Raw genomic sequence first — 22,043 nt, 5'->3', positions numbered from 1 at the left:
GACGCGTTCGGGGGCCGTTTCGTCACGATTCCGTCGCCTGAGAAGTCCCTCCACAGTGAGCGGGAGGGCCGGGTCGTGCGCGGAGCGGCCATCCCACGGGCTCCCGAGCGCCGAGCCTGGTAGGCATTCCCTCTGGGCCGCGCACCGGCCCGATCCGCGGGCGCCGCCCGCGGGACGACGTCCTGGACCACGACGCCCGGACGCCGGCAGCGACCCGACGGCAGGAGGCGATCATCGACGACGACCCCCTCCTGCACGCCTCGGACGCCACCCTCGCCGCCCGCGCGGTCGACGGCGACATCGCCGCGTTCGAGCAGCTCGCCCGCCGCCACGGCGCCCTGATGCGGGTCTACGCCGCGAAGCTCCTCGGCTCCGACGTCGAATCCGACGACGTGGTGCAGGAGGCGTTCCTCACCGGCTGGCGCCGACTGGCCGATCTCGACAGCCCCGCGCACATCCGCAACTGGCTGATGCGCATCGTGACCCACAAGGCCATCGACCGGATCCGCGTCCGCCGCCGCCACGACGACATCGACGACTGGGACCCGCCCGCTCCCGCCGAGCACTCCCCCGAGCGCATCGTCGAGGCCCGCCTCCAGCTGGACGCCGTCTGGGAGGCACTGGACCGATTGCCCGGCGATCAGCGACGCTGTTGGTTGCTCCGCGAGACCGCCGGCTACAGCTACCAGGAGATCGCCGACGCTCTCGACCTCCCCGTCTCGACGGTCCGCGGCCTCCTGTCCCGCGCTCGACGATTCCTGCTCCACGAACTGGAGGCATGGCGATGAACCCCGACGACGCCGTGCCCGACGACGACCTCGACGGCCACACGCTGGACGAGCTCGGCGAGTACCTCGACCGCGGACGCACCCCGGTCGACCCCTCGATCGAGAACTCCGCCGCCTGCCGCCTCGCGCTCGCGAACCTCACCCGCCTGACGGAGCTGTCGGCGAGCGCCCTGCGCAGCCGGGCCGACCGCGAGCCCGACCGCGACGACGTCTGGATCGCGGGGCTGCTCGACGCGATCCGCTCCGAGGTGCGCTCCGGACGCGACGTGCCGATCGGCCACCCCGATCCCACGCTGCGCCTGGCGCTCACCGAGGCCGCCGTCCGCGGCATGATCCGCCGCGCCGGCGACACCATGGGCGGCGTGATCATGGGCCGCTGCACGCTCGACGGCGACGTCGCGACGCCCGGCGCGCCCGTCCGGGTCGACGTGACCTGCGCCCTCGAGTTCGGCCTGTCGGTCGACGAGGCCGCCGACAGGCTGCGCGAGCGCATCCGCTACGCCCTCGAGCGCCACACCGACCTCGTCGTCACCGAGATCGACGTCACCGTCGACGACGTCTACGCCCGCCGGGAGGACCGCCCGTGACCGACGACACCGCGCTCTCGCAGCGCCTCACCGCCGCTGTCCGCGACGCGGAGGGCGTGGTCGGCGTGTACCCCGCGCAGCCGCTGCTCGAGGCGGCCGCCGACGCGCTCGCCGTGACGCTCTCGCTCCGGCAGCCCGACGTGCTGGTCGACATCGACCGGTCGGAGGGGTTCACGACGGTCAGCGCGCACATCGCCACCTCCGCGGCGCTGCCCGCTCCCGAGATCCTGCGCGCCGTCGGCGAGCTGCTGCACGGGATGCTCCGGGAGGAGCCGAGCGTGACCGGTCCGCTCGCCGTCAACGTGAAGGTGCGCCTGATCGAAGACTCGGGCCGCGCGGAGGAGTAGCGCCGCGCGCTCGGTCAGAGCGGGAAGACGACCCCGCTCATCCGCTCGGACGCGGCCCACAGGCGGGACGCGAGCGCTTCGTCGCGGGCCTGCCGCGACCGGCCGATGAGCTGAGCCCCTCCGCGCATGTGCAGGAACCGCTCCGGGCCGGTGAACGCGCCGGGCGGCACGTCCCCGGTGGCGGCGAGCAGCACGGGCAGAGAGCCGTCCTCCGGGCTCTGCGCGAGCAGGGTCGTGAGGCGCGCCGCTAACCCCGTCGCGCGCCCGGTCATGCCCGTGGCGACGAAGCCCGGATGCGCGGCGACGGCGAGGACCGGCGATCCCACCGCGGTCAGCCTCCGCTGCAGCTCCGCCGTGAAGAGCAGCCCGGCGAGCTTCGACGTCGCGTAGACCCGCGACTCGCGGTACGGGGTCCGCTCCGTGTTCAGATCGTCGAGGTCGAGGCGCCCCATCCGCTCGGCCTGCGACGCGAGCGACACCACGCGCCCCGTGATCCGCGGCAGGAGCAGGTTGGTGAGCGCGAACGGGCCGAGGTGGTTGGTGCCGAACTGCAGCTCGAGGCCGTCGGCCGTGCTCTCGCGCCGAGCGGTCGAGACGCCGGCGTTGTTGATCAGCACGTCGATCGGTCCGCTCCACTCGTCGGCGAAGCGGCGGATCGACGCGAGATCGGCGAGGTCGAGGCGTCGCACGAGGGTGTCACCGGCGATCGCGGCGGCGACTCCCTCGCCCTTCGCCGTGTCGCGGACCGCGAGCACGACGCGCGCACCGGCCGCCGCCAGGGCGCGGGCGGTGGCGAGGCCGATCCCGCTGGTGGCGCCCGTGACGACGACGGTGCGGCCGGACTGGTCGGGAGGAGAGAAGGTCATGAGGCGAAACTAGGCACTGTCTAGAATCTAGTCAATGCCTAGCAGTACGATCGACGGGTGACCCCGCCCTTCCACCACGGCAACCTCCGCGCGGAGCTGCTCGAGCAGGCCGAGACGCTGCTGCGTACCGACGGCGTCGACGCGCTGTCGCTCCGCGAGCTCGCCCGGCGGGCCGGCGTCAGCCACGGGGCCCCGCGGAGCCACTTCGTCGACCGGCAGGCGCTGCTCGACGCGCTCGCCGTGCGCGGGTTCGACCGGCTCACGGAGGCGGTGCACACGGCCGTCGAGTCTCCCGGCGCGTTCCCGAAGCGGTTCCGCCGCGTCGGCCGCGCCCATGTCGCCTTCGCGGTCGAGCACGCCGCACTGATGGAGCTCATGTTCCGGCTCGCCGCCGACGAGAGGCCGGTGCGGGAGGCGTCCGCGCGGCTCTTCCAGGTGCTCGACAGCGCCCTCACCGTCGAGCCGTCGGGCGACCCCGGCGCTCGCGAGCGCTTCCAGCTCCTCTTCGCGGCGTCGGTGCAGGGCACGGCCGCACTCGTGATCGCGCAGCGCGTCACGCCGGAGCAGGGCGAGGTGCTGATCGACGACGCGACCGACGCCCTGCTCGGCTCGGAGTTGTGGGAGCGCGTGCAGAGCTGAACGCGGCCCGCGCGACCGGCGATCCGTTACGGAAGGCCGCGTGATCCGCCGACCGGCGGCCGTTCGCGACGGCTCGATCGACCCCCGCGGTACCCTGCCGGTCGAGTTGCCGCCGCAGGCGGCGTCTCGAGACCCCCCGGCAGGTCAGGACGACTGGCGGATGACCAGCCGGTGCGAGAGGGCGACGGTGCGCGTGACTCCTGCGGTGCCTCCGTCGAGCCGTTCGAGCAGGAGGCGGGCGCACGCGCGGCCGATCTCGCGGGCGGGGTTCTCGACGGTGGTGAGCGCCGGGTTCACCAGCGAGGCGGCGTCGATGTCGTCGTAGCCGGTCACCGCGAGGTCCTCGGGGACCCGCAGTCCCCTCTCCCTCGCGGCGTCGAGGACGCCGATGGCGATGAGGTCGTTGGCGGCGACGATCGCATCGGGGCGATCGGCTCCCTCCAGGAGCGCTGCGGCGCCCGCGCGGCCGCCTTCGCGCGTGAACGACTCGAAGCGGATGCCGCTCGCGACGATCGGGCGGCCGGCGTCCCCGTGGGCCCGCTCGAAGCCCTGGAGGCGCTCGGTCGTGGTCGTCGCGTTCTCGTCGCCGCCGACGAAGGCGATCCTCCGGTAGCCGCGACCGAGCAGGTGCTCGGTGACGGCACGCACGCCCTCGGCGTCGTCGGTGTGCACGACGTCCCCGCCGGAGGCACCGGTGCGACCGAGCGTGACGAACGGGATCCCGGCCGAGCTCAGCTCCTGCAGGATCGTCGCGGTGATCCCGTAGGGCGCGGCGACCACCCCGTCGACCCGGCGCGAGATCAGCTGGCGGAGGGTCGCCTCCGATCGGCCGACACCGCTCGAGTCGGTGATGCTGAGGAAGAGCCCCCGGGGCACGAGCACGTCCTGCATCCCCCCGGCGACCAGGGGGTAGAAGGGGTTCTCGAGGGTCGGCACGACCAGGGCGATGGTGTTCGTGCGTCCCGAGCGCAGCTGGGCGGCTCCGGGGTGGGCGCTGTAGCCGAGCTCCGCGATCGCCGCCTCGACGCGGAGGCGGGTGGCCGGTGCGACGGGCCGGTTCCGCGAGAGGACGTGCGAGACCGTGGACACGCTGACGCCGGCCGCAGCGGCGACGTCCCGGATTCCCGCCATCGTGCTTCCCCCACTGTCAAAAGGTTTTGCATCGGCACGGGGTGACCTACACCTCTCCGCGACGAGGTCACTGCAGAATAGCGTCTCGCAGTCCTCTCTCACGGGTACGCTCACTCAAAACGTTTTGCACACTGGGAGGATCATGACGAAGGACCGCGCACGCGGCTCCCTGCTGGGGCTCGCCATCGGCGATGCCATGGGGGCTCCGACCGAGGGCATGAGCCTCTTCGCCATCCGGGAGCGATGGGGGCGGGTGACGACCTTCGTCGAGGAGGACGCCGCCGGCACCGACGACACCGAGTACGCCGTGCTGACCGCGCAGAGCGTGCTGGTCGGCGGCGCGGGGATGACGTCCGACGACGTCGCCCGCGCCTGGCTCACGGCACTCGAGGTGCAGAAGGCGGGCTTCCACGGGGCGGGCTTCAGCGAGATGATCGCGCTGGCGAACCTGCAGGCTGGGCTCCGCCCGCCGATCAGCGGGCAGCGCAACTCCGAGATGTGGAGCGACGGAGCGGCCATGCGCGCGGCTCCGATCGGCATCTACGCCGCCGGGGATCCGGCGCTCGCCCGCCGACTCGCCGTCGTCGACGCCCGGGTGAGCCACGACCGCGACGGCGTCTTCTGCGCCGAGTCGATCGCCGCGGGCGTCGCCGTCGCCATGGTCGCGGACTCGATCGATCCGGTCCTCGAGGCGATGCTGGACGCCCTCCCCGCCGATTCGTGGTCGCTGCGACTGGTGCGGCGGGCGCTGGACGTCGCCGCCTCCGCCTCGTCGGTCGAGGCCGCGGAGGAGGAGCTGTTCGAGCGCATCCCGCTCCGGCAGTACATGTGGGCGGACGCCGCACCCGAGGCGCTGGCCCTCACGATGGGGCTGCTGCAGGTCACCCGGGGGTCGCTCGCGGTCATCGAGTCGGGTGTCAACATCGGCCGCGACTCCGACACGATCGCCGCCATGGGCGGAGCGGTCGCCGGCGCCCTCCACGGAGCCGGCGCCCTCGACTCCGCACTCGTCGCCCAGGTGAGGTCGGTCGCCGGCCGCTGCATCGAGGCGACTGCAGGGACGGACCTCATCGACCTCGCCGACGCCCTCGTCGACCGATCGATCGCCGACAGGAGGGTCGCCGCATGACCACCGATCGAGAGCGGCGCGCCGTCGCCGCCGTGCACGGACTCGCCCTGGGCGACGCCCTCGGAGCCCCCGCCAGCGAGCACCGCACCATCCACGACCCCTTCGTGCGGCAGACCCTGCGCCGCGGTCGCGCGGAGCTCGACGCGGAGCTGGTGCTCCGGCCCGTCGTCCCGTTCGTCCTCAGCGCCCTCGGCACGCAGTCGCTCGTCGGCACCGACGACACCGAGCTCTTCGCGGTCGCCGCGCTCGCGATCCTCGAGGCGGGGCCGTCGGATGCGAGCGCCCTCTTCGCGAGCTGGCGCCGCCTGATGTCCGTCGACGGCACCTGGACCGGCACCGCGCAGCGCTCGGCCCTGCTCAACGCCGACGAGGGCCTCCTGCCGCCGCAGACCGGGCGCGACAACCCGGCGTTCTACGACGACACGGCCCTCCCGGGCGCACTCGCCGCCGCCGTCGCGAGCGAGGATCCGGCGGAGGCGTCCGCGCTCGCCCGCACGCTGGCCGAGATCACCCACGACGGTGTCGGAGTGGACGCGGCCGGCCTGTTCGCAGCGGTCGTCTCGCGCGCCCTGCGCGGCGAGGCTCTCGCGGAAGCGCTGGACGCCGAGCTGGCATCGTCGGACCTCGACGACTGGCTGCTCGACGGCATCGCCGACGCCCGCCGCATCCTGGACGAGCACGCGACGATGTTCGCGGCGGTCCCCGCGCTGGTCGCGCGCTTCGCTCCGCGCACCTACAGCCACCCGGGCACGGTGACGGAGACGCTCCCCCTCGCGCTCGCTCTGGCCGAGCGGGCGGACGGCGACCACGAGCGCGCGATGCCTCTCGCCTTCTCGATCACCCGGCACCAGGACAGCCTGCCGGCGCTCGTGGGAGCCCTCTGCGGCGCGGTCGGCAGTGCGGTCGACGCGGGGCCGGTCGACGTCGTGAGCGGAGTGACCATCCCCTCGGTCGCCGGCCGCTCGCTCCGGGAGCTGGCGGCCTCGCTCCTCGCCTCGGGTCCGGCGCCCCGAGGCTGACCGAGTTCGGCGCACTCCCCACGGCGAAGCGCGCTCGGGCACGTCTATCCGTCGCGCAGGGCCGCGTGATCCCGCGACCGGCGGCCGTCCGCGACCTCTCGGTCAGCTTTCTGCGACGGATCGAGCGCGGAAGGCGGCACCGCCCCGGGCGCGGGTCAGAACAGGCGGACCGCGTCGGAGGGCTCGTCGAGGCCGCGCACCAGCACCGGGATCCGCTTCCGGAACGCGAAGAACCCGCGCGACGCCGAGGGCCACGCGGTGCCGTCCCACCGCCGGCGCACGGTGACGAGCGCGACTCCCTCGGCCGCGAGAGCGAGACGGAGTGCGTCCAGCCGCTCGCGGACAGGACCGACCGGAGCGTAAGGGACCACCACGGTGTCGAGCCGCTCGGACGTCGCCCACTCGACGACCGTCGCGGGACGCGCGTCGGCCAGCAGCCGAGCCGGCCGTCCACCTGCATCCTGCCCACGGGAAGCCGCGTCGGCGAGGGCCGCTCCGGTGAAGTCCTGCACCGCCTCCGACACCGCGAGCGAGGATCGTTCCTGGGCGTCGGCGGCCGCGGCGCTCGCCACGATCCGGTCCGCCAGGCCGGGCTGCTCGGAGAGGAGGCTCTCCGCGTCGAGGTCCTCCTCGTGCAGCAGGAGGCCGGGGCGGGCGCCGACGGTCCCGACGACGTCGTCCGATCGGATCGCCTCCCGGGGCGGGAAGTGCTCCTCGACCAGCGCGGGAGCCGTGGTGGCGAGGCCCTGCGGAGAGAAGCGCCCGTCGGTGTACCGGGCGATGTTGGAGGCGGACGCCAGGTACGTCTTGCCCGGCGTCTGGAGGCCGGCGACCCACCTCCAGGACAGCGTGTTCGACGCGGCGTCGCCGTCGAGCAGGTGCCGGTAGAAGAAGTCGGCGCCGAGCTGCCAGGGCAGCTCGAGGGTGAAGATCCAGATGCTCGCGAACCACATGCGCGTGTGATTGTGCAGGTAGCCGGTCTCGACGAGCTCGCGCACCCACGCGTCCATCGCGTCGATGCCGCTCCGCCCGCCGATCGCGTCGCGGTAGCCCGCGGGGAGTCCGCCAGCGGCGAGCTCGTCCACCTCGCGGCGGTAGCGGCGCCACACCTCCGGGTTCTGCTCGAGCCAGCCCTTCCAGTAGGTGCGCCAGAAGACCTCCTGGACGAACTTCTCGGCGGCGGTCAGCCGGTGGCGCGCGAGGACGGCGGCGACGACCTCCCGCTCGGTCACGAGCCGATGGCGGAGGTACGGGGAGAGGCCGGACACGTTGTCGCGCGACGATCCGAGGTCGTGATTGCGATCGCGGGCGTAGGCGCCGCCGGCGCGGGGGACGAAATCGGCGAGCGCGTCGAGCCCGGCGGCTCGGGTCGGGAGGAACATCGCCCCATCATGGGGGGCGTCGCGGTGCGGAGACTGACAGCTCGCCCGCGCAGGCATGAGTGCCCGCGGGCCTCCCGGTCCTCCCGGTCCTCACGGTCCTCCCGGTCCTCCAAAAGTTGCGGGAAACGTGAGCAGTCACCGCAACTTCTGGAGAACCACCGCGCCTCGCGGCCCGGCTCCCCCTCACGCTGCCCAGAAGTTGCGGGAAGCGCGAGCCGTTACCGCAACTTCTGGAGGAGGGCGGCGCCTCCGCCCGCGCCGCGCCGCTCCGCGCATCTCTCGTTCTCCAAAAGTTGCGGGAAGCGCGAGCCGTTACCGCAACTTTTGGAGAAGGGCGCGGGCCGCTTCTGAAGGAGAGCGCGCACCGCGAGCGGAGCGACCACGAGCCACCGCAGGAAACCCCGCCACCCACCCCCTAAGTTGGGGCCTGGGGCCGAGGGAAGGAACTGCGGATGAGCATGGAAGGCGCGGCCTGGAGCTCGCTCTACAAGATCTCGACCGTCCGGGACGGCAAGCACGGCATCTCCCGCGCCTCGGTCCGGCGGATCATGACGTTCGCCGTGCCGTACCGGTCGCAGCTGCTGATCTTCATCACCCTCTCGATCGTCGGAGCGTTCCTCGCGGTCGCGACGCCGGTGCTGGCCGGCCAGGTGGTCGACGTCATCGTCGCGCGGGGCGAGGTCGCCACGATCATCCGGATCGCCGTCGTCATCGCCCTCGTGGCCGTCGCCGACGCCGCCGTGTCCCTCGTGACGCGCTGGTACTCCGCGCGGATCGGCGAGGGAGTGATCCTGGACCTCCGCACCGCTGTCTTCGATCACGTGCAGAAGATGCCGATCGCGTTCTTCACCCGCACCCGCACGGGCGCCCTCGTGAGCCGCCTCAACAACGACGTGATCGGCGCGCAGCAGGCGTTCAGCGGCACGCTGTCGGGCGTCGTCACGAACCTCGTGGCGCTCATCCTGACCCTGATCGTCATGCTCAGCACGTCCTGGCTCGTCACGGTCCTCGCCGTCGTCATGCTCCCGATCTTCCTGGTGCCCGCGCGCCGGATGGGCGGCCGCCTCGCCGCACTCCGCCGCGAGGCCGCCGATCACAACTCCGCGATGAGCACGCAGATGACCGAGCGCTTCTCGGCCCCCGGCGCCACCCTCGTCAAGCTGTTCGGCCGGCCCGACGAGGAGGCCGAGGAGTTCCGCGTCCGCGCCGCCCGCGTCCGCGACATCGGCGTCCGGACCGCGATGCTGCAGTTCGTCTTCTTCACGGCGCTGATGCTCGTCTCGGCCCTCGCCCTCGCGCTCGTCTACGGGCTCGGCGGCGTCCTCGCCCTCGGCGGCGCCCTGGACACGGGCGAAGTCGTCACCCTGGCGCTCCTCCTCACCCGCCTCTACGCCCCGCTGACCAGCCTCGCGAACGCCCGCGTCGAGATCATGAGCGCGGTCGTCAGCTTCGAGCGCGTCTTCGAGGTGCTCGACCTCGAGCCGCTCATCCAGGAGAAGCCCGACGCCGTCTCCGTCCCCGAGGGTCCCGTCGCCGTCGAGTTCGACGACGTCCGCTTCGCCTATCCGTCCGCGGACAAGGTGTCCCTCGCCTCCCTCGAGGAGGTCTCGACGCTCGACACCCGCGGCGGCGAGGAGGTGCTGCACGGCGTCTCCTTCCGGATCGAGCCCGGCCAGACCGTCGCCCTCGTCGGCACGTCCGGAGCCGGCAAGTCCACGATCGCGCAGCTCCTCTCACGCCTCTACGACGTCGACAGCGGTGCCGTGCGGCTCGCCGGGACGGACGTCCGCGACGTCACGTTCGACTCGATGCGGCACTCGTTGGGCATGGTGACGCAGGACGGCCACCTGTTCCACGAGACGATCCTGTCGAACCTGCGCCTCGCCCGACCGGAGGCGTCCCTCGACGAGGTGTGGGACGCGGTCCGCCGTGCGCGGCTCGAGCCGCTCCTCCGCTCACTGCCCGATCAGCTCGACACCGTGGTCGGCGAGCGCGGCTACCGGCTCTCGGGCGGCGAGCGCCAGCGCCTCACCATCGCGCGGCTCCTGCTCGCCCAGCCGCGGGTCGTCATCCTCGACGAGGCGACCGCCGCGCTGGACTCGACCTCGGAGGCGGCCGTGCAGGCCGCGCTCAGCGAGGCACTGGAAGGGCGGACGGCGATGGTGATCGCGCACCGCCTGTCCACCATCCGCAGCGCCGACCTGATCCTCGTGATCGAGGACGGCACCATCGTCGAGCGCGGCACGCACGACGAGCTGCTGGCCGCCGGCGGGCGGTACGAGGAGCTGCACCGCACCCAGTTCGCGGTGCAGAAGAGCCTCGCGGCCGACGTGGAGGCGCTGACCGGGGCGTGACCGCGGGGCCGCTCAGCTCCGCAGCGCGTAGGTCAGCACCGCGTTGCCGGCGCTCGTGATCGACGAGTCGCACAGCTCCAGCCGCGTGAGCGGGTCGCTCGGCTCGAACAGGCGGCGGCCGGCTCCGGCGATCACCGGGTGGACCATCAGCGTGAGCTCGTCGAGGAGGCCGGCGAAGAGCAGCTGCCGGGTGAGCGAGATGCTCGAGAAGAGCGAGATGCGGCCGCCCTCGGTCTCCTTGAGATCGGCGAGGAAGCTCTCGACGTCGCCCTCGATGAGGGTGGCGTTCCAGCCGAGGTCGCCGGTGAGCGTCGTCGAGGCGACGAACTTCTCGATCGGGTTGATGAAGGCGCCGAAGGGATCGTCGGCGGGTGCCGACGGCCAGTACTGCGACCACTCCTGGTAGCCCACGCGGCCCAGCACCGCGGTGTCGACCTCGTCGATCATCGCGCCCATCAGCGCCCCGAGCTCGGCGTCGAAGCTGTCGAACTGGAACAGGTTCGGCGACTCGACGACTCCGTCGATCGACGCGAACAGTCCGGCGGTGAGAGTGCGCATGGGGTGCCTTCCGGGCTCGGGGGCGGGGCCACCCGCGCGGCCCCCGCGCCGAGCGTCCCGGCTGCGGGCGCCGCCGTCAAGTGCGGAGCCGGCGGCTCCTCCGCTGTTCCGGAGGCGCGTCCTCGCCCTCCGGTGCCCCATCCGTCACGGACGGCGGCGCGGCGCCCCTCGGAGCGGCCGATCGCGCCGGATCGCCGCGCTTCCCCGCCTCGCACCGGAGGAAGGAGCCGTCTCACGAGCGCGGTCCACAGTCTGCTGATCGAGTAGCCCGCGGAGCGGGCGTATCGAGATCCACCGACTCCGGAACACCCTGATCGGACGACCGATCCGCTGGGAACCGCGCGTCTCAAGACACCCCTCCGGGGCTACTCGGCCGGCAAGGACGGGTCAGGTGGGCGGAGCCGCGCGGCGCGGGATCGAGGCGAGGTCGATGCCGAGCTCGGTGCGCAGGCGGGAGGCGAAGACGCGCTCGAGGTCGGCGCAGGCGGGATCGCCCTCGGCCCAGAGTCGGGCGGCGACGCAGGCGTCGGCCAGGCGGGCGGCGGTCAGGTCCGACCACCACTCCCCCGAGCCCGCCTCGGCGAGCAGCGTGCGGGCGGCGGCGACCTCCGCGCGGGCGCGCTCGAGGAGCAGCCGGGTCGCCTCCGGATCGGACTTCGCCGACCAGAGGTCCGCGATGCGCGCGCCGAGGAGCGCGTCGGCACGGCAGCAGGCGTCGTCGACGACCGATCGGGCGTCGGCCCGGGCGAGCGGGGCGCACACGGTCGTCACGACCACTCCGGGGCGCGGGAGCGGTCTGCGGTCGGGACGGGTGGGGAATCCGTCATGGGGTGGCCTTTCACGGGGGACGGGCGACGCGGTGGCGGACGGAGTGACGTCGGATCGACGCGAGCGGGGGGTCTCGCGCTCCGTCCCGAAGGGGTACATCCACGTTACTGAGGGGTTCCTCAGGCAGGGAGGGCTTGTCAGGGCCTTGCCGGGAGGAGCAGAGGTTCAGCAGAGGCGGCGACCACCCGGAACGCGGGCCGTCCTCTTGCGGACGTGTCCGCTAGCGGACCTTGCGTGCGCGCGGACCGGTCCCGAGACTGAGGGGCCGCCCGCCCCGATCCTGGAGGATCCTCTGCACGCCTCGACCGACTCCCCGCCCTCCTCCGCGCCGGTCGGCGACCGTCCCGTGCGCACCTGGCTCCGCGGCGGATCCATCGGACCGACCGCGCTGTCGCGCCGCGGCGGGATCCTGGTGCTGCTGTCGATCCTCCTGGTGCTGGTTCCGATCGCCGTGCTGACCCTGCTGCACGTCGACGCCCACGTGTCGCTGAAGGTGACGGTGGTCACGATCACGGTCACCGCGCTCGTCGGGGCGGTGCTGCGGGTGGTCGCCGACGCACGGCCGACTCCGCGGGGCGATCTCGACCGCGCGGGCAAGGCGGTCGGAGCGGTCGCCGCGGTGTTCACGGTGCTGTCCGTGGTCGTCGACTGGAGCATCATCCGGCTCTGAGCGCGACCTCGACGGTGTCCGCAAGCGGACGTGTCCGCAAGCGGCGCTTGTCAGAGCGCTCTCACGGTTGGACACTGAGAGCTCGCGACCCTCTCGCGATGCGGCCCTCGACGGCCGCCACGATCCCCAGGAGGACGCCGTGCGGCATCACCTCGCGCCTCGGCCGACCGCGCCGGCTCCCGCTGTCGCAGTGTCGGAGGTCGGGCGCTCCGGGTGCGGGTCGGCCCTGTGAGCACGATCGAGAGCGCGGTCGCGGTCTCGGCGCCCTCCGGCGAGCCCGACGCGGGTACGGGGCCGGCCGCCTCCGATCAGGGCCCGGCCGCCTCCGATCCGCGGCCGTCCGCCTCCGATCCGCATCGGCCCGCCGTCGCGGAGGCATCCGCCAGGCCCACGACCCGCCGGTCCCGCCTGCGCGCGTGGCTCCGCGAGGGCTCGCTCGGGCCCACCGAGCTGACCCACCGCGGCGTGCTGCTCGTGCTGCTCTCGATCGTGCTCGTGCTCGCGCCGGTCCTGACGCTCACGCTGATGGACGTCGACTCGCACGTCGCCCTCAAGGTGTGGCTGCTGGCGATCACGGTCATCGCGATGCTCGGCGCGCTGCTGCGCGTGGTCGCCGACATCCGTCCCACTCCGCGGAGCGACCTCGATCGCGCGGGCAAGGCGGTGGGCGCGGTCGCCGCGATCTACACGGCCGCGGCCGTGATCATCGACTGGAGCATCCTGCACCTGTGACGGGATCCGGAGCAGCCCGACCGCTCCGATCCCGCTACCACCCCCATCCGAGGCACGCCTCGCTCCGAAGACCCTGCGACAGAGAAGGAGATCGAATGGCTTCCAGCAGCAGACGGTGGCACGTCGGAGCGATCGTCGCGCGTGTGCGCGCGTCGTCCGCGATCAGCGCCTCCGGACTCGACACCGCGGCCCGCGCCGCCCGCAAACTCGACGTCCTCCGGATCGCCGACCTCGTCGACGCCGGCCGTCTCACGTCCGAGCAGGCGGTCGATCAGTTCCTGCGCATCGTCGACGAGGTCTCGGCGGGGCCGTCCACCTCGCCGAACCCGATCCTGAACGGCTGACGCGTCAGGACGAGGCGCCCGCCCGCCCGCGGATCGCGCCCACCGCCGCACCGAGCAGCGCGGCCAGACCGGCCGCCGCGGTGCTGACGGCGGTCACCGCCTCGCTCCACGGCGTCGTGTCATGCGACTGGAAGCCCATGACCGCCGGAGCGATCACGAACGTCGCGAGCAGCACGCCCGGCAGCGTGCTGCCGAGCAGGCAGGCGAACGCGACGCCCAGCGCCACCGAGCGCCCGAGGGCTCTCACCGCGAGCGCCCCCAGGCCGAGGATCGGGATCAGGCTGAGCGCCATCTGCAGCAGCGGGGCTCCGATCGGCGTCGGGGCGCCGAGGATCCCCGAGACCAGCGCGTGCGCGCCGTTCAGCGCGAACACCGCGGCGACCGCGATCGCGCTCGCGCGGAACACGGCGCTCACCGGCGCGACAGCGCGCATCAGCGCGAGGATCCCCGCGGCGAGCAGCAGTGTCGCGACTCCGAAGACCTGCGCGGCCGACCCCACGTTCACCCAGGGGTCCGCCGGCATCGAGTAGTCGTAGAGGTGGTCCTGGATCGTCCGGTCGTCCGGCGTCCCCGCCTCCCCCACGATCAGCCAGCGCTGCACCGCGGCCTGCAGCTGCAGGCCCGCGGAGGCGAGGAACGCGGCCGCCGCGAGCAGCGCCCACGACGGGGACGTGCGGGCACGGCGGGTGGGAGTCGCGACGACCGGCATAGCGGCACGCTAGCGCCGCCCCGGGTACGGCGGAGGAACAGCGGACGTCCGGGCGGCGACGGACCGCCCCGCGCGCATGAACGGGCCCCCATCCGTCACGACTGGTCTCTCCGGAGCCCGCGCCGCGGCCGTTGTCGCCGGATCGACGCCGGCAGGAGGCCGTCTCCGACGGATCGACGCGATCCGAGCAGACGGAGCACCGCCGCGGAGGGCCCGGGCGCCGATCCGTCACGATCGGTCGCTCCGGAGCGATCCGCGCGGCCGTTCGCGACGGATCGACGCTGGCAGGAGGCCGTCTCCGACGGATCGATGCGATCCGAGCAGACGGAGCACCGCCGCGGAGGGACGGGGCGCCGATCCGTCACGACTGGTCGCTCCGGAGCGATCCAAGCGGCCGTTCGCGACGGATCGACCCGCGGACCCGCGTCCGGCACCGGCGGACAGCCCGAGTGAGGGCGACGACGGACCTCCAGCGCGCACGCGCGAACGGCCGTCGACCCGTCACGATCGGTCGCTCCGGAGCGATCCGCGCGGCCGTTCGTGACGGATCGACGCGGGAAGCGGGCCGTGTCTGACGGGTCGGCGCGTCGGCGCGCCTCCGGGAACGGCGGAAGCCCGCCGCACCGGAGTGCGACGGGCTCCCGTCAGCCGATCAGCAGCGCTGATCCGGACCGGTCAGCCGCAGCTGCGGGCCGTGTACGGCGCCGCGGTCGTCGCGGTGACGGGCGAGCCGCCGACCGTCGCCGTCGCGGTGACCGTCGCCTCGCCCGCGGCGAGCTGCGTCGCGCGCACCGTGTAGGCGGCCGAGGCGTTCGCGCCCGGCTTCACTCCGGCGAACGTCTTCACGCCCTCCGAGGTGCGGACGGACACGTCCATCGGCACGGTGTCGCCGTTGCGGGCGACGACCGTCAGCACGACCTTGCCGGCGAGGCAGCGGCTCGAGGCCGTCGCCGAGACCTTCAGCGACGCCTTCACCGTGACGACGGCCTGCACCGGCATCCGCGACGCGTCCTGCGCGACTCCCGAGACCGTGAAGGTCCCGGCCACGGCGTAGGCGGCGGGGGCGACCGCGTCCCACGCGACGTCGACGGTGCTGGTGGCACCGGCGGCCGTGGTGATCGTGGCGCGCGGCAGCACGGGCGCGGTGCCCGGGGCGGTCGTCGCCGTGAGCGGAGCGACCGAGGCGACCGCGAGGGTCGGGGCGAAGCCCTCGAGCACCTTCTGGTACTCGGCGCGGGTGACCGGGATCACCGTGCCGTGGCGGGGCTTGCCTCCGTCGGCGTTCTGCGGCAGGTTCGCGGCGAGCTTGGAGCCCAGCGGCTGCCAGGAGTTCCCGTCCGCGATCTCGTCGGTGCCGAACGGCACGTAGTGGTTCGGTCCCTGGTGGTAGTCGGGCTGGTCGATGAAGAGGAACCAGTCGAGTCCGTTCACGTCGCCCTCGTTGGCGGGGAAGACGTTCGGGCCCTCACCGCTGGTGAAGGTGCCGCCGGAGCCGTTGGGCAGGCCCGACGCGACGCGCTCCTTGATCAGGGTCCACTCGTCGGCGGGGCCGGCCGTGCCGGGCAGCGCGCCCGAGACGGTCGCGAGCAGGTCGGTGCTCTTCTCCTCGCGCAGCGTCATCGACGCCTCGTCCTTGGTGAAGCGGTAGTAGACGCCGTCCTCCTCGGCGATCGTCGAGTCGATCGTGCCGCGGCCGGTGCCGCGCTGGACGTCGATCCACGGCTTCGCCTCCGAGAAGGTGACGAAGTCGTCGGTCGTCGCGTACATCATCCGGTTGTAGGTGACGGACGTGCGGTCGGCGACGTTCGTGGTCGGGTAGATGTTCGAGGCCCAGAACACCACGTAGGTGTCGAGTGCGTCGTCCCAGTACGCCTCGGGCGCCCAGGTGTTGCCGACGAAGTCGGAGGACACCTTGACGTGCCGCTGCGCGGACCAGTTCACGAGGTCGGTCGACTCCCACACCTCGATGTGCTTCGATCCCGACTTCTGCGACGTGTCGAAGCCGCCCGCGAGGCCGGCGATCTTGAGGTCGGTGGCGAGCATGAAGAACTTGTCGCCCTCCTTCGACCGGATGATGAACGGGTCGCGCAGTCCCTGGGTGCCCAGGGTCGACGAGAAGACGGGCTTGCCGCCGTTCAGGGTGTTCCACGAGAGCGCGTCGTTGCCCTTCGAGGCGGCGAGGCTGACCTGCTCGGCGCCGTCGCCCTCTCCGGTGAAGAACGCCCAGACGTAGGCCTCGGTGTCGTCGGTGCCCGTGGGCAGGGGCTGCACGCGGAGGGTGATGTCGCGGGTGCGGCTCACCGTTCCGCTGGTCGCCGTGGCGCGGACGACGACGTCGATCGCGGTGCCGCCGGCGGCGGGGCGCTCGACGTCGATGGTGCGGGTGCCGGCGGCGCTGCCGTCGCGGAGGGTCGCGCCGGTCGGGCTGACGACGCTCCAGACGAGGCCGGAGCCGAGCGCGCCCGTCGAGGGCACGGTCACGTTGGTGCGGATGTCGCCGACGTTCGGGATGGTGATCGATGCGAGGTCGCGCTGCACCTTCTCGGTGTCGCTGAGCTGCGCCGCCACGGTCACCGGGTAGGTGACGGAGCGGGTGGCACCGCCGACCGCGTAGGTCGCGGTGAGGACCACGGAGGCGGCGGGCGAGCCGGCGGCGGGGCGCGTGACGGTGGCGGTTCCTCCGCTGACCGCGATCGCGGAGCTGCTCGAGGTCCAGGTGATCGCGACACCGCTGGCGGTGGCGGGCAGCGGGAAGCTCGCGGTGGCCTCGGTCGGGATCGTCACCGACGCGACGGCGCGGTCGAGGGCCTGCGAGGAGTAGAGGGCGCTCACGGCGTCACCGGTGAGGGCGCTGCCGTAGACGGCGAAGTCGTCGATGTCGCCGTTCCAGCCCGCGTCGGGGTAGGTCGAGCGCGCGAGGTAGGCGACGAGGGAGGAGCCGAAGGACGAGACGTCGCGCGCGATCGTCGTCGTGGTCCCGATCTGAGTGCCGTTGACATAGACCTTCAGTGTGCCGTTCGTGCCGTCGATGACGGTCGTGTAGAGCGACAGGCCCGCGGGCGTGCGCGCTCCGAGCGTCTGCGTGTTCGTCGCTCCGGGGCCGACCTCGGTGCCCCAGGGGGCACCCGCGTTGACGGAGTTGGTGACGACGGACTTGACGTAGCCGGCGGTGTTCGTGGGGTTCAGCAGCCAGTACCCGGAGGAGTGCTGGGCGCCGCTCGCGATCGGCGCGCCGACGAACGCCGCGGCGGTGTTGGCCGCTCCGGAGCGGGGCGAGAGCCACGTCGAGAAGGTGAGGTCCTTCCTGCCGGCGAGCGGCGCGGTGGGGATCTCGAGATAGGGCGCGGCGGCCGCGGAGCCGCCGGGGAAGCTGATCGCGCCGTTGCGGACCTCCGCGCCGGTGCGACGCAGCGTCGCGTCGTGGTCGTTGCCGCTCACGTCGTCGATCGTCGTGCCGGTGGGCGCGGTGTCGAACGTGTAGTGCAGGAGCGGAGTCTCCGCGGCTCCGAAAGCGGAGCTCGGTACCGTGGCGCCGAGCAGCGCCGTGGCGGCGACGGTGCCGATCGCCAGCGCGATCCTCACCGCCGAACGTGATCGAGTCATGCAGAAGGCCCTCTGTGGTCGGTGCGGCGTCGACGACCGACCCGCAGGGCTCCGCGGATTCGCGCGTCTTCGCACGGAATGTGAACGTGAACACTCTAAGTGAGACGGTTCACGGAGGGCCACCCCGGATGCGGATCGCGGCTCCGCGCTCGGGCCGGATCGAGTGGACCCGAACAGGGCCCTGCAGCGCTTGCGGACCCCGTTGTACGCCCACTCATGTCCGCCCGCCTCCGCGATCGGACTCCGATCGGGGTGTCCGGCGGCCTCAGGACCCGGTCCGCGTCCAGTCGGCCGGGAGGTCGGCCGCCGCAGGACGACGGTGTCGCGGTCGACCCGGATCGCGTCCGGAACGAGGTCCGCGCACGTCAGCCGTGCGCCCCCGAGCCGACGTCGGGCGCGGTCAGCGGACGCTCGGCCAGCGCGATCGCCTGCTCCCGGCTGAGGTGACCGGGGAAGTTCAGCTCGGTGAAGCGTCCCGTCGGATCGTCCCTCGACGTGGGCAGCACGACTCCGCTCCCGTGGAGGAACTCGAGGATCGCCTCCTGCGTCCGCCCGGTCGTCACGCGACCGAGGGAATCGCGGAGCTCGAGCAGCACGGTCTGCCCGGGCGCGTGGAGCTCGATCACCACCCGCTTCGAGCTGCTGCCGATCCGAAGCCGCTTCGCCGAGGTGAAGGCGGCGAACGGAGTGACCCGCGATCGGACGCGGACGGTGCGCGCCGCGAGATCGGCGTGCGGAGTGGGGTGCCTGACGGCCATGAGCACCGCCATCACGCCGAACAGGATCACGGAGAGGACCACGAGGACGCCGAGCCGCAGGCCGAACGAGATGCCGTCGATGAGCATCCCGGAGAAGTTCCACGCGGGGATCGCGAGCAGGAGCATCCCGATCAGGATGCTCTCGCTCGGCGTCTTCGCCCGCGTGAACCAGTTCCACTGCACGAGGGGAACCTCCGGTGACGACCGCGTGCCGCGCATCCGCCCGCCTCTCCCCCGCTCCGACCCACCCTACGGACCCGGATCCCGCCGGACACGTCGGTCTCGAGACGCCGCTGCGCAGCTACTCGACCAGCGAAGGGGCAGGCGCCGCACGATAGCGCCGGTTCCGCACCGCGAGGATCGTGCCTCCGATCACCGCCGCGAGGAGCGAGCCCGCGAGGACGCCGACCTTCACGTGGTCGTCGGACTCGCTGCCGGCGCCGAACGAGAGCTCGCCCACGAGCAGCGACACCGTGAATCCGATGCCCGCGACGAACGCCATGCCGAGCATGTCGATCCAGCGGAGCGACGGATCGAGCGAGATCCCGCGGAACCGGGTCAGCAGGAACGTGCTGCCGACGATGCCGATCGGCTTGCCCAGCACGAGGCCGGCGATGATGCCGAGCGCGATCGAGTCCTGGAACGACTCCGCCAGCCCCGCGAGGCCGCCGACCGTCACTCCGGCCGAGAAGAACGCGAACACGGGCACCGCGAACGCCGTCGACAGAACGCTCCACCGGTCGGCGAAATGCGCGGCGAGCCCGTCGTAGACCGGCCGGCCCCCGGCATCCGTGCCCACCTGCACGCGGGCCCGCTTCGTCGCGGCGACCGGCACCGTGAAGCCCAGCAGCACTCCGGCGACCGTCGCGTGCACCCCGGACGCGTGCACGAGCGCCCACGTCGCGACTCCGAGCGGGATCAGCACCCACCACGCGCGCACGCCGCGCTGCACGCACACCGCGAAGACCGCGAGCGGGATCAGCGCGAGGCCGAGCATCAGCGCGTCGATGCCCGCCGTGTAGAAGACGGCGATGATCGTGATCGCGATGAGGTCGTCGACCACCGCGAGGGTCAGGAGGAACGTCCGCAGCGCCGGCGGGAGGAACCTGCCGACGACCGCGATCACGGCGACCGCGAACGCGATGTCGGTGGCGGCCGGGATCGCCCAGCCGTCGAGCGCCGCTCCTCCGCGCTGCAGGTTCACCGCGACGAAGATCAGGGCCGGAGTGACGACTCCGCCGACCGCCGCGACGATCGGCACGAGCGCGGTGCGCGGTTTCCGCAGGGAGCCCGCGACGAACTCCTCCTTCAGCTCGAGGCCGACGACGAAGAAGAAGATCGCGAGCAGGCCGTCGGCCGCCCACGAGCCGACGCTGAGATCCAGGTGCAGCGCCTCGGGCCCGAAGCGGAAGTCGCGCACCGCCTCGTAGAGCGACGACGCGGGGCTGTTCGCGATGATCAGTGCGAGCAGCGTGGCGGTGAGGAGGAAGGCACCGCCGACGGTGTCCTTCTGCAGGGTCTGGCGGAGCCCCCGCCAGATCGAGTGCGGTGCCTGGTCGGCGGGCAGGTCGTGGTGAGCCATGGGTTTCCGTCCGGAGTGGTGGCGAGCGCGGGGACGCGGCCGCTGTCTCCGGAGGAGGGGCGGTCGCGGTCTAGACGCGCGGCGGCGGGCAGCCGGCGATCTCGCCGTGCGCGTTCGTGCCCCACGAGCTCAGCCATCCGTTGGTCCCCGAGGCGCGCTTGGTCAGCAGCAGCCGGTTCGGGAACGCGGCCGCCGCACGGGCGCGGGCGCGGGACGGGGAGGACATCGGATCGACTCTACCGAGCACGACGGAGCGCCCGCCCCCTCTGCAGGGGACGGGCGCTCGGACGTGCGGGGGCTACTCCTCGACGACGATCGTGGTGATGACCGGGTTCCGGCGGTGACGGCGGGTCAGCCAGCGGCCGAGCGTCCGGGTGATCAGCTTCTCGAGCGCCTCGCGGTCGGTCGGCGATCCGGCGGCCTGCAGCACGGCGTCGTCGATCGCCTTGCTCGCATTGGCCTGCCAGCCCGGCTCCTCCACGAAGCCGCGGGTGAAGAACTCGACGGGCTCGCCGAGCGTGCCGCGGTCGAGGTCGGCGATGGCGAGCACGGTGATCGCGCCCTCCTCGGCGAGCACGCGGCGGTCGATCATGGCGTCCTCGGTGGCGACGCCCATCGTGGTGCCGTCGACCAGGATGTGGTCGGCGTCGATGCGTCCGCTCATGCGGGCGCGGCCCTTCACGAGGTCGATCGAGACGCCGTCCTCGATGACGAAGACGTTCTTCTCGTCGATCCCGGTGCGCGTGGCGATCGCGGCGTTCGCGGTGAGGTGGCGCCACTCGCCGTGCACGGGCAGCACGTGCGTCGGGCGGAGGATGTTGTAGCAGTAGGCGAGCTCGCCGGCACTCGCGTGTCCCGAGACGTGCACCTTGGCGTTGCCCTTGTGCACGACGGTCGCGCCCCAGCGCGTGAACGCGTTGATGATGCGGTAGATCGCGTTCTCGTTGCCGGGGATCAGCGAGCTGGCCAGCAGCACGGTGTCGCCGGGTCCGATGTCGATGATGTGGTCCTTGTTGGCCATGCGCGAGAGTGCGGCCATGGGCTCGCCCTGCGAGCCGGTGCAGATCATCACGATCTCGGTCGCGGGCAGCTTCTCGAGCACCTTCATGTCGACGACGAGGCCGGCCGGGATCTTGAGATAGCCGAGCTCGGCGGCGATGCCCATGTTGCGGACCATCGAGCGGCCGACGAACGCGACCTTGCGGCCGTGGCGGTGCGCGGCGTCCAGGACCTGCTGGATGCGGTGCACGTGGCTCGCGAAGCTCGACACGACGATGCGTCGCGGGGCGGTGCGGAAGACCTGGTCGATCGCGGGGGCGAGGTCGCCCTCCGAGATCGCGAAGCCGGGGACGTCGGCGTTGGTGGAGTCGACGAGGAAGAGGTCGACGCCCTCGTCGCCCAGGCGCGCGAAGCCGGGGAGGTCGGTGGTGCGGCCGTCGAGCGGGAACTGGTCCATCTTGAAGTCGCCCGTGTGCAGCACGAGGCCGGCCTCGGTGCGGATCGCGACGGCGAGGCCGTCCGGGATCGAGTGGTTCACGGCGAGGAACTCGAGGTCGAACACGCCGGCGTCGACGCGGTCGCCCTCCTTCACCGGGCGGGTGCGCGGGGTGATGCGGTGCTCCTGGAGCTTCGCCGAGATGAGCGCGAGCGTGAAGGTCGACGCGATGATCGGGATGTCGGCCCGCTCCTTGAGCAGGTACGGCACGCCGCCGATGTGGTCCTCGTGGCCGTGGGTGAGCACGATGGCCTCGATGTCCTTCAGGCGCGAGCGGATCGCGGCGAAGTCGGGGAGGATCACGTCGATGCCGGGCTGGTTCTCCTCGGGGAAGAGGACGCCGCAGTCGACGATGAGCAGCTTGCCCTTGTGCTCGAAGACGGTCATGTTGCGGCCGATCTCGCCGAGACCGCCCAGAGGGGTGATGCGCAGACCGCCCTTCTCGAGCGGCTTCGGAGCCGCCAGTTCGAGGTGGTGGCGGGCGGGCTTGGCTGTGCGGGCGTTTCGCATGGGTGCTTTCCG

General features: G+C 72.6%; 21 protein-coding genes. 10 read left to right on the top strand and 11 right to left on the bottom strand.

The annotated features are described in order from the left end of the window. Positions 1–182: 182 nt before the first annotated feature. The 3 genes from ASF46_RS18560 to ASF46_RS18550 are packed head-to-tail and all read left to right on the top strand — an operon-like array spanning position 183 to position 1,722. Positions 183–788: an RNA polymerase sigma factor gene (locus ASF46_RS18560; RefSeq protein WP_416351503.1), complete on the top strand. Its 606-nt coding sequence runs from the start codon at positions 183–185 to the stop codon at positions 786–788. After that, positions 785–1,375, top strand: coding sequence for an Asp23/Gls24 family envelope stress response protein (locus tag ASF46_RS18555; RefSeq protein ID WP_162240202.1), 591 nt, complete (start codon positions 785–787; stop codon positions 1,373–1,375). The genes ASF46_RS18560 and ASF46_RS18555 overlap by 4 nt, the downstream gene beginning before the upstream one ends. Continuing rightward, positions 1,372–1,722: a hypothetical protein gene (locus ASF46_RS18550; protein ID WP_056868986.1), complete on the top strand. Its 351-nt coding sequence runs from the start codon at positions 1,372–1,374 to the stop codon at positions 1,720–1,722. Before ASF46_RS18555 ends, ASF46_RS18550 begins: the two co-directional genes overlap by 4 nt. A 14-nt stretch (positions 1,723–1,736) precedes the next feature. Here ASF46_RS18550 and ASF46_RS18545 read toward each other — a convergent pair whose 3' ends face one another. Next, entirely contained in the window at positions 1,737–2,588 is an 852-nt protein-coding gene (locus ASF46_RS18545) for an oxidoreductase (RefSeq protein ID WP_056868985.1), read from the bottom strand. Positions 2,589–2,645: 57 nt separating this feature from the next. On the opposite strand from ASF46_RS18545, the gene ASF46_RS18540 reads away from it, so the two are divergent. Then, positions 2,646–3,227, top strand: a complete 582-nt coding sequence (locus ASF46_RS18540; RefSeq protein WP_056868984.1) for a TetR/AcrR family transcriptional regulator — start codon at positions 2,646–2,648, stop codon at positions 3,225–3,227. Positions 3,228–3,371: 144 nt separating this feature from the next. Here the strand turns inward: ASF46_RS18540 and ASF46_RS18535 are convergent, their stop codons facing one another. Then, entirely contained in the window at positions 3,372–4,358 is a 987-nt protein-coding gene (locus ASF46_RS18535; protein ID WP_056868983.1) for a LacI family DNA-binding transcriptional regulator, read from the bottom strand. Between the two features lie 142 nt (positions 4,359–4,500). Between ASF46_RS18535 and ASF46_RS18530 the strand changes: the two genes are divergently transcribed. Further along, positions 4,501–5,487 carry an ADP-ribosylglycohydrolase family protein gene (locus ASF46_RS18530; protein ID WP_056868982.1) on the top strand — a complete coding sequence of 329 codons (987 nt, stop codon included), beginning with the start codon at positions 4,501–4,503 and terminating at the stop codon, positions 5,485–5,487. Beyond that, the gene (locus tag ASF46_RS18525) at positions 5,484–6,506 is read left to right on the top strand and encodes an ADP-ribosylglycohydrolase family protein (RefSeq protein ID WP_056868981.1); all 1,023 of its coding nucleotides are present in this window, start codon (positions 5,484–5,486) and stop codon (positions 6,504–6,506) included. Before ASF46_RS18530 ends, ASF46_RS18525 begins: the two co-directional genes overlap by 4 nt. A 155-nt stretch (positions 6,507–6,661) precedes the next feature. On the opposite strand, the gene ASF46_RS18520 is transcribed toward ASF46_RS18525, so the two are convergent. Continuing rightward, the gene (locus tag ASF46_RS18520; RefSeq protein ID WP_056868980.1) at positions 6,662–7,888 is read right to left on the bottom strand and encodes an FAD-binding domain-containing protein; all 1,227 of its coding nucleotides are present in this window, start codon (positions 7,886–7,888) and stop codon (positions 6,662–6,664) included. A 452-nt stretch (positions 7,889–8,340) separates the two neighbouring features. Here ASF46_RS18520 and ASF46_RS18515 point away from each other — a divergent pair, with 452 nt between their 5' ends. Further along, entirely contained in the window at positions 8,341–10,242 is a 1,902-nt protein-coding gene (locus tag ASF46_RS18515; protein ID WP_056868979.1) for an ABC transporter ATP-binding protein, read from the top strand. Between the two features lie 12 nt (positions 10,243–10,254). On the opposite strand, the gene ASF46_RS18510 is transcribed toward ASF46_RS18515, so the two are convergent. Together ASF46_RS18510 and ASF46_RS18505 are read right to left on the bottom strand one after the other, a co-directional pair. Beyond that, positions 10,255–10,800: a dihydrofolate reductase family protein gene (locus tag ASF46_RS18510; RefSeq protein WP_056868978.1), complete on the bottom strand. Its 546-nt coding sequence runs from the start codon at positions 10,798–10,800 to the stop codon at positions 10,255–10,257. A 387-nt stretch (positions 10,801–11,187) separates the two neighbouring features. Continuing rightward, positions 11,188–11,571 (bottom strand): hypothetical protein, encoded by a 384-nt coding sequence (locus ASF46_RS18505; protein ID WP_056868977.1) that lies wholly within the window; start codon positions 11,569–11,571, stop codon positions 11,188–11,190. A gap of 403 nt (positions 11,572–11,974) precedes the next feature. Between ASF46_RS18505 and ASF46_RS18500 the strand changes: the two genes are divergently transcribed. The 3 genes from ASF46_RS18500 (at position 11,975) to ASF46_RS18490 (ending at position 13,374) form a co-directional block, all read left to right on the top strand. Beyond that, positions 11,975–12,298 (top strand): hypothetical protein, encoded by a 324-nt coding sequence (locus ASF46_RS18500; protein ID WP_056868976.1) that lies wholly within the window; start codon positions 11,975–11,977, stop codon positions 12,296–12,298. Positions 12,299–12,526: 228 nt separating this feature from the next. Beyond that, entirely contained in the window at positions 12,527–13,030 is a 504-nt protein-coding gene (locus tag ASF46_RS18495) for a hypothetical protein (protein WP_056868975.1), read from the top strand. A 95-nt stretch (positions 13,031–13,125) separates the two neighbouring features. Further along, on the top strand, positions 13,126–13,374 hold the full coding sequence (locus tag ASF46_RS18490; protein WP_056868974.1) for a hypothetical protein: 249 nt from the start codon (positions 13,126–13,128) through the stop codon (positions 13,372–13,374). A 4-nt stretch (positions 13,375–13,378) separates the two neighbouring features. Here ASF46_RS18490 and ASF46_RS18485 read toward each other — a convergent pair whose 3' ends face one another. From ASF46_RS18485 to ASF46_RS18465, 6 genes are all read right to left on the bottom strand, one after another. Further along, positions 13,379–14,083: a hypothetical protein gene (locus ASF46_RS18485; protein ID WP_056868973.1), complete on the bottom strand. Its 705-nt coding sequence runs from the start codon at positions 14,081–14,083 to the stop codon at positions 13,379–13,381. A 675-nt stretch (positions 14,084–14,758) separates the two neighbouring features. Further along, positions 14,759–17,665 carry an immunoglobulin-like domain-containing protein gene (locus tag ASF46_RS18480; RefSeq protein ID WP_056868972.1) on the bottom strand — a complete coding sequence of 969 codons (2,907 nt, stop codon included), beginning with the start codon at positions 17,663–17,665 and terminating at the stop codon, positions 14,759–14,761. Positions 17,666–18,051: 386 nt separating this feature from the next. Then, the gene (locus ASF46_RS18475; protein ID WP_157602791.1) at positions 18,052–18,627 is read right to left on the bottom strand and encodes a hypothetical protein; all 576 of its coding nucleotides are present in this window, start codon (positions 18,625–18,627) and stop codon (positions 18,052–18,054) included. A 118-nt stretch (positions 18,628–18,745) separates the two neighbouring features. Further along, complete coding sequence (gene nhaA, locus ASF46_RS18470; protein ID WP_056868970.1) at positions 18,746–20,026, bottom strand: Na+/H+ antiporter NhaA; 1,281 nt, start codon at positions 20,024–20,026, stop codon at positions 18,746–18,748. Positions 20,027–20,096: 70 nt separating this feature from the next. Beyond that, entirely contained in the window at positions 20,097–20,252 is a 156-nt protein-coding gene (locus ASF46_RS19625) for a hypothetical protein (protein WP_200919776.1), read from the bottom strand. 72 nt (positions 20,253–20,324) lie between these two features. Then, on the bottom strand, positions 20,325–22,031 hold the full coding sequence (locus tag ASF46_RS18465) for a ribonuclease J (protein WP_082480882.1): 1,707 nt from the start codon (positions 22,029–22,031) through the stop codon (positions 20,325–20,327). Positions 22,032–22,043: the final 12 nt, after the last annotated feature.

This window comes from Rathayibacter sp. Leaf296 (genome assembly GCF_001423045.1).
Taxonomy (GTDB): Bacteria; Actinomycetota; Actinomycetes; order Actinomycetales; family Microbacteriaceae; genus Rathayibacter; species Rathayibacter caricis.
Note: the sequence above shows the minus strand (reverse complement) of the source record. Positions and strands in the feature narration are given on the sequence as shown.

Bases quoted from the DNA above. Each gene is read 5' to 3' on its own strand.
- ASF46_RS18555 (WP_162240202.1), top strand. From the start codon at position 785: ATGAACCCCGACGACGCCGTGCCCGACGACGACCTCGACGGCCACACG.
- ASF46_RS18545 (WP_056868985.1), bottom strand. From the start codon at position 2,588: ATGACCTTCTCTCCTCCCGACCAGTCCGGCCGCACCGTCGTCGTCACG.
- ASF46_RS18535 (WP_056868983.1), bottom strand. From the start codon at position 4,358: ATGGCGGGAATCCGGGACGTCGCCGCTGCGGCCGGCGTCAGCGTGTCC.
- ASF46_RS18530 (WP_056868982.1), top strand. From the start codon at position 4,501: ATGACGAAGGACCGCGCACGCGGCTCCCTGCTGGGGCTCGCCATCGGC.
- ASF46_RS18525 (WP_056868981.1), top strand. From the start codon at position 5,484: ATGACCACCGATCGAGAGCGGCGCGCCGTCGCCGCCGTGCACGGACTC.
- ASF46_RS18520 (WP_056868980.1), bottom strand. From the start codon at position 7,888: ATGTTCCTCCCGACCCGAGCCGCCGGGCTCGACGCGCTCGCCGATTTC.
- ASF46_RS18515 (WP_056868979.1), top strand. From the start codon at position 8,341: ATGAGCATGGAAGGCGCGGCCTGGAGCTCGCTCTACAAGATCTCGACC.
- ASF46_RS18510 (WP_056868978.1), bottom strand. From the start codon at position 10,800: ATGCGCACTCTCACCGCCGGACTGTTCGCGTCGATCGACGGAGTCGTC.
- ASF46_RS18490 (WP_056868974.1), top strand. From the start codon at position 13,126: ATGGCTTCCAGCAGCAGACGGTGGCACGTCGGAGCGATCGTCGCGCGT.
- ASF46_RS18485 (WP_056868973.1), bottom strand. From the start codon at position 14,083: ATGCCGGTCGTCGCGACTCCCACCCGCCGTGCCCGCACGTCCCCGTCG.
- nhaA (WP_056868970.1), bottom strand. From the start codon at position 20,026: ATGGCTCACCACGACCTGCCCGCCGACCAGGCACCGCACTCGATCTGG.
- ASF46_RS19625 (WP_200919776.1), bottom strand. From the start codon at position 20,252: ATGTCCTCCCCGTCCCGCGCCCGCGCCCGTGCGGCGGCCGCGTTCCCG.
- ASF46_RS18465 (WP_082480882.1), bottom strand. From the start codon at position 22,031: ATGCGAAACGCCCGCACAGCCAAGCCCGCCCGCCACCACCTCGAACTG.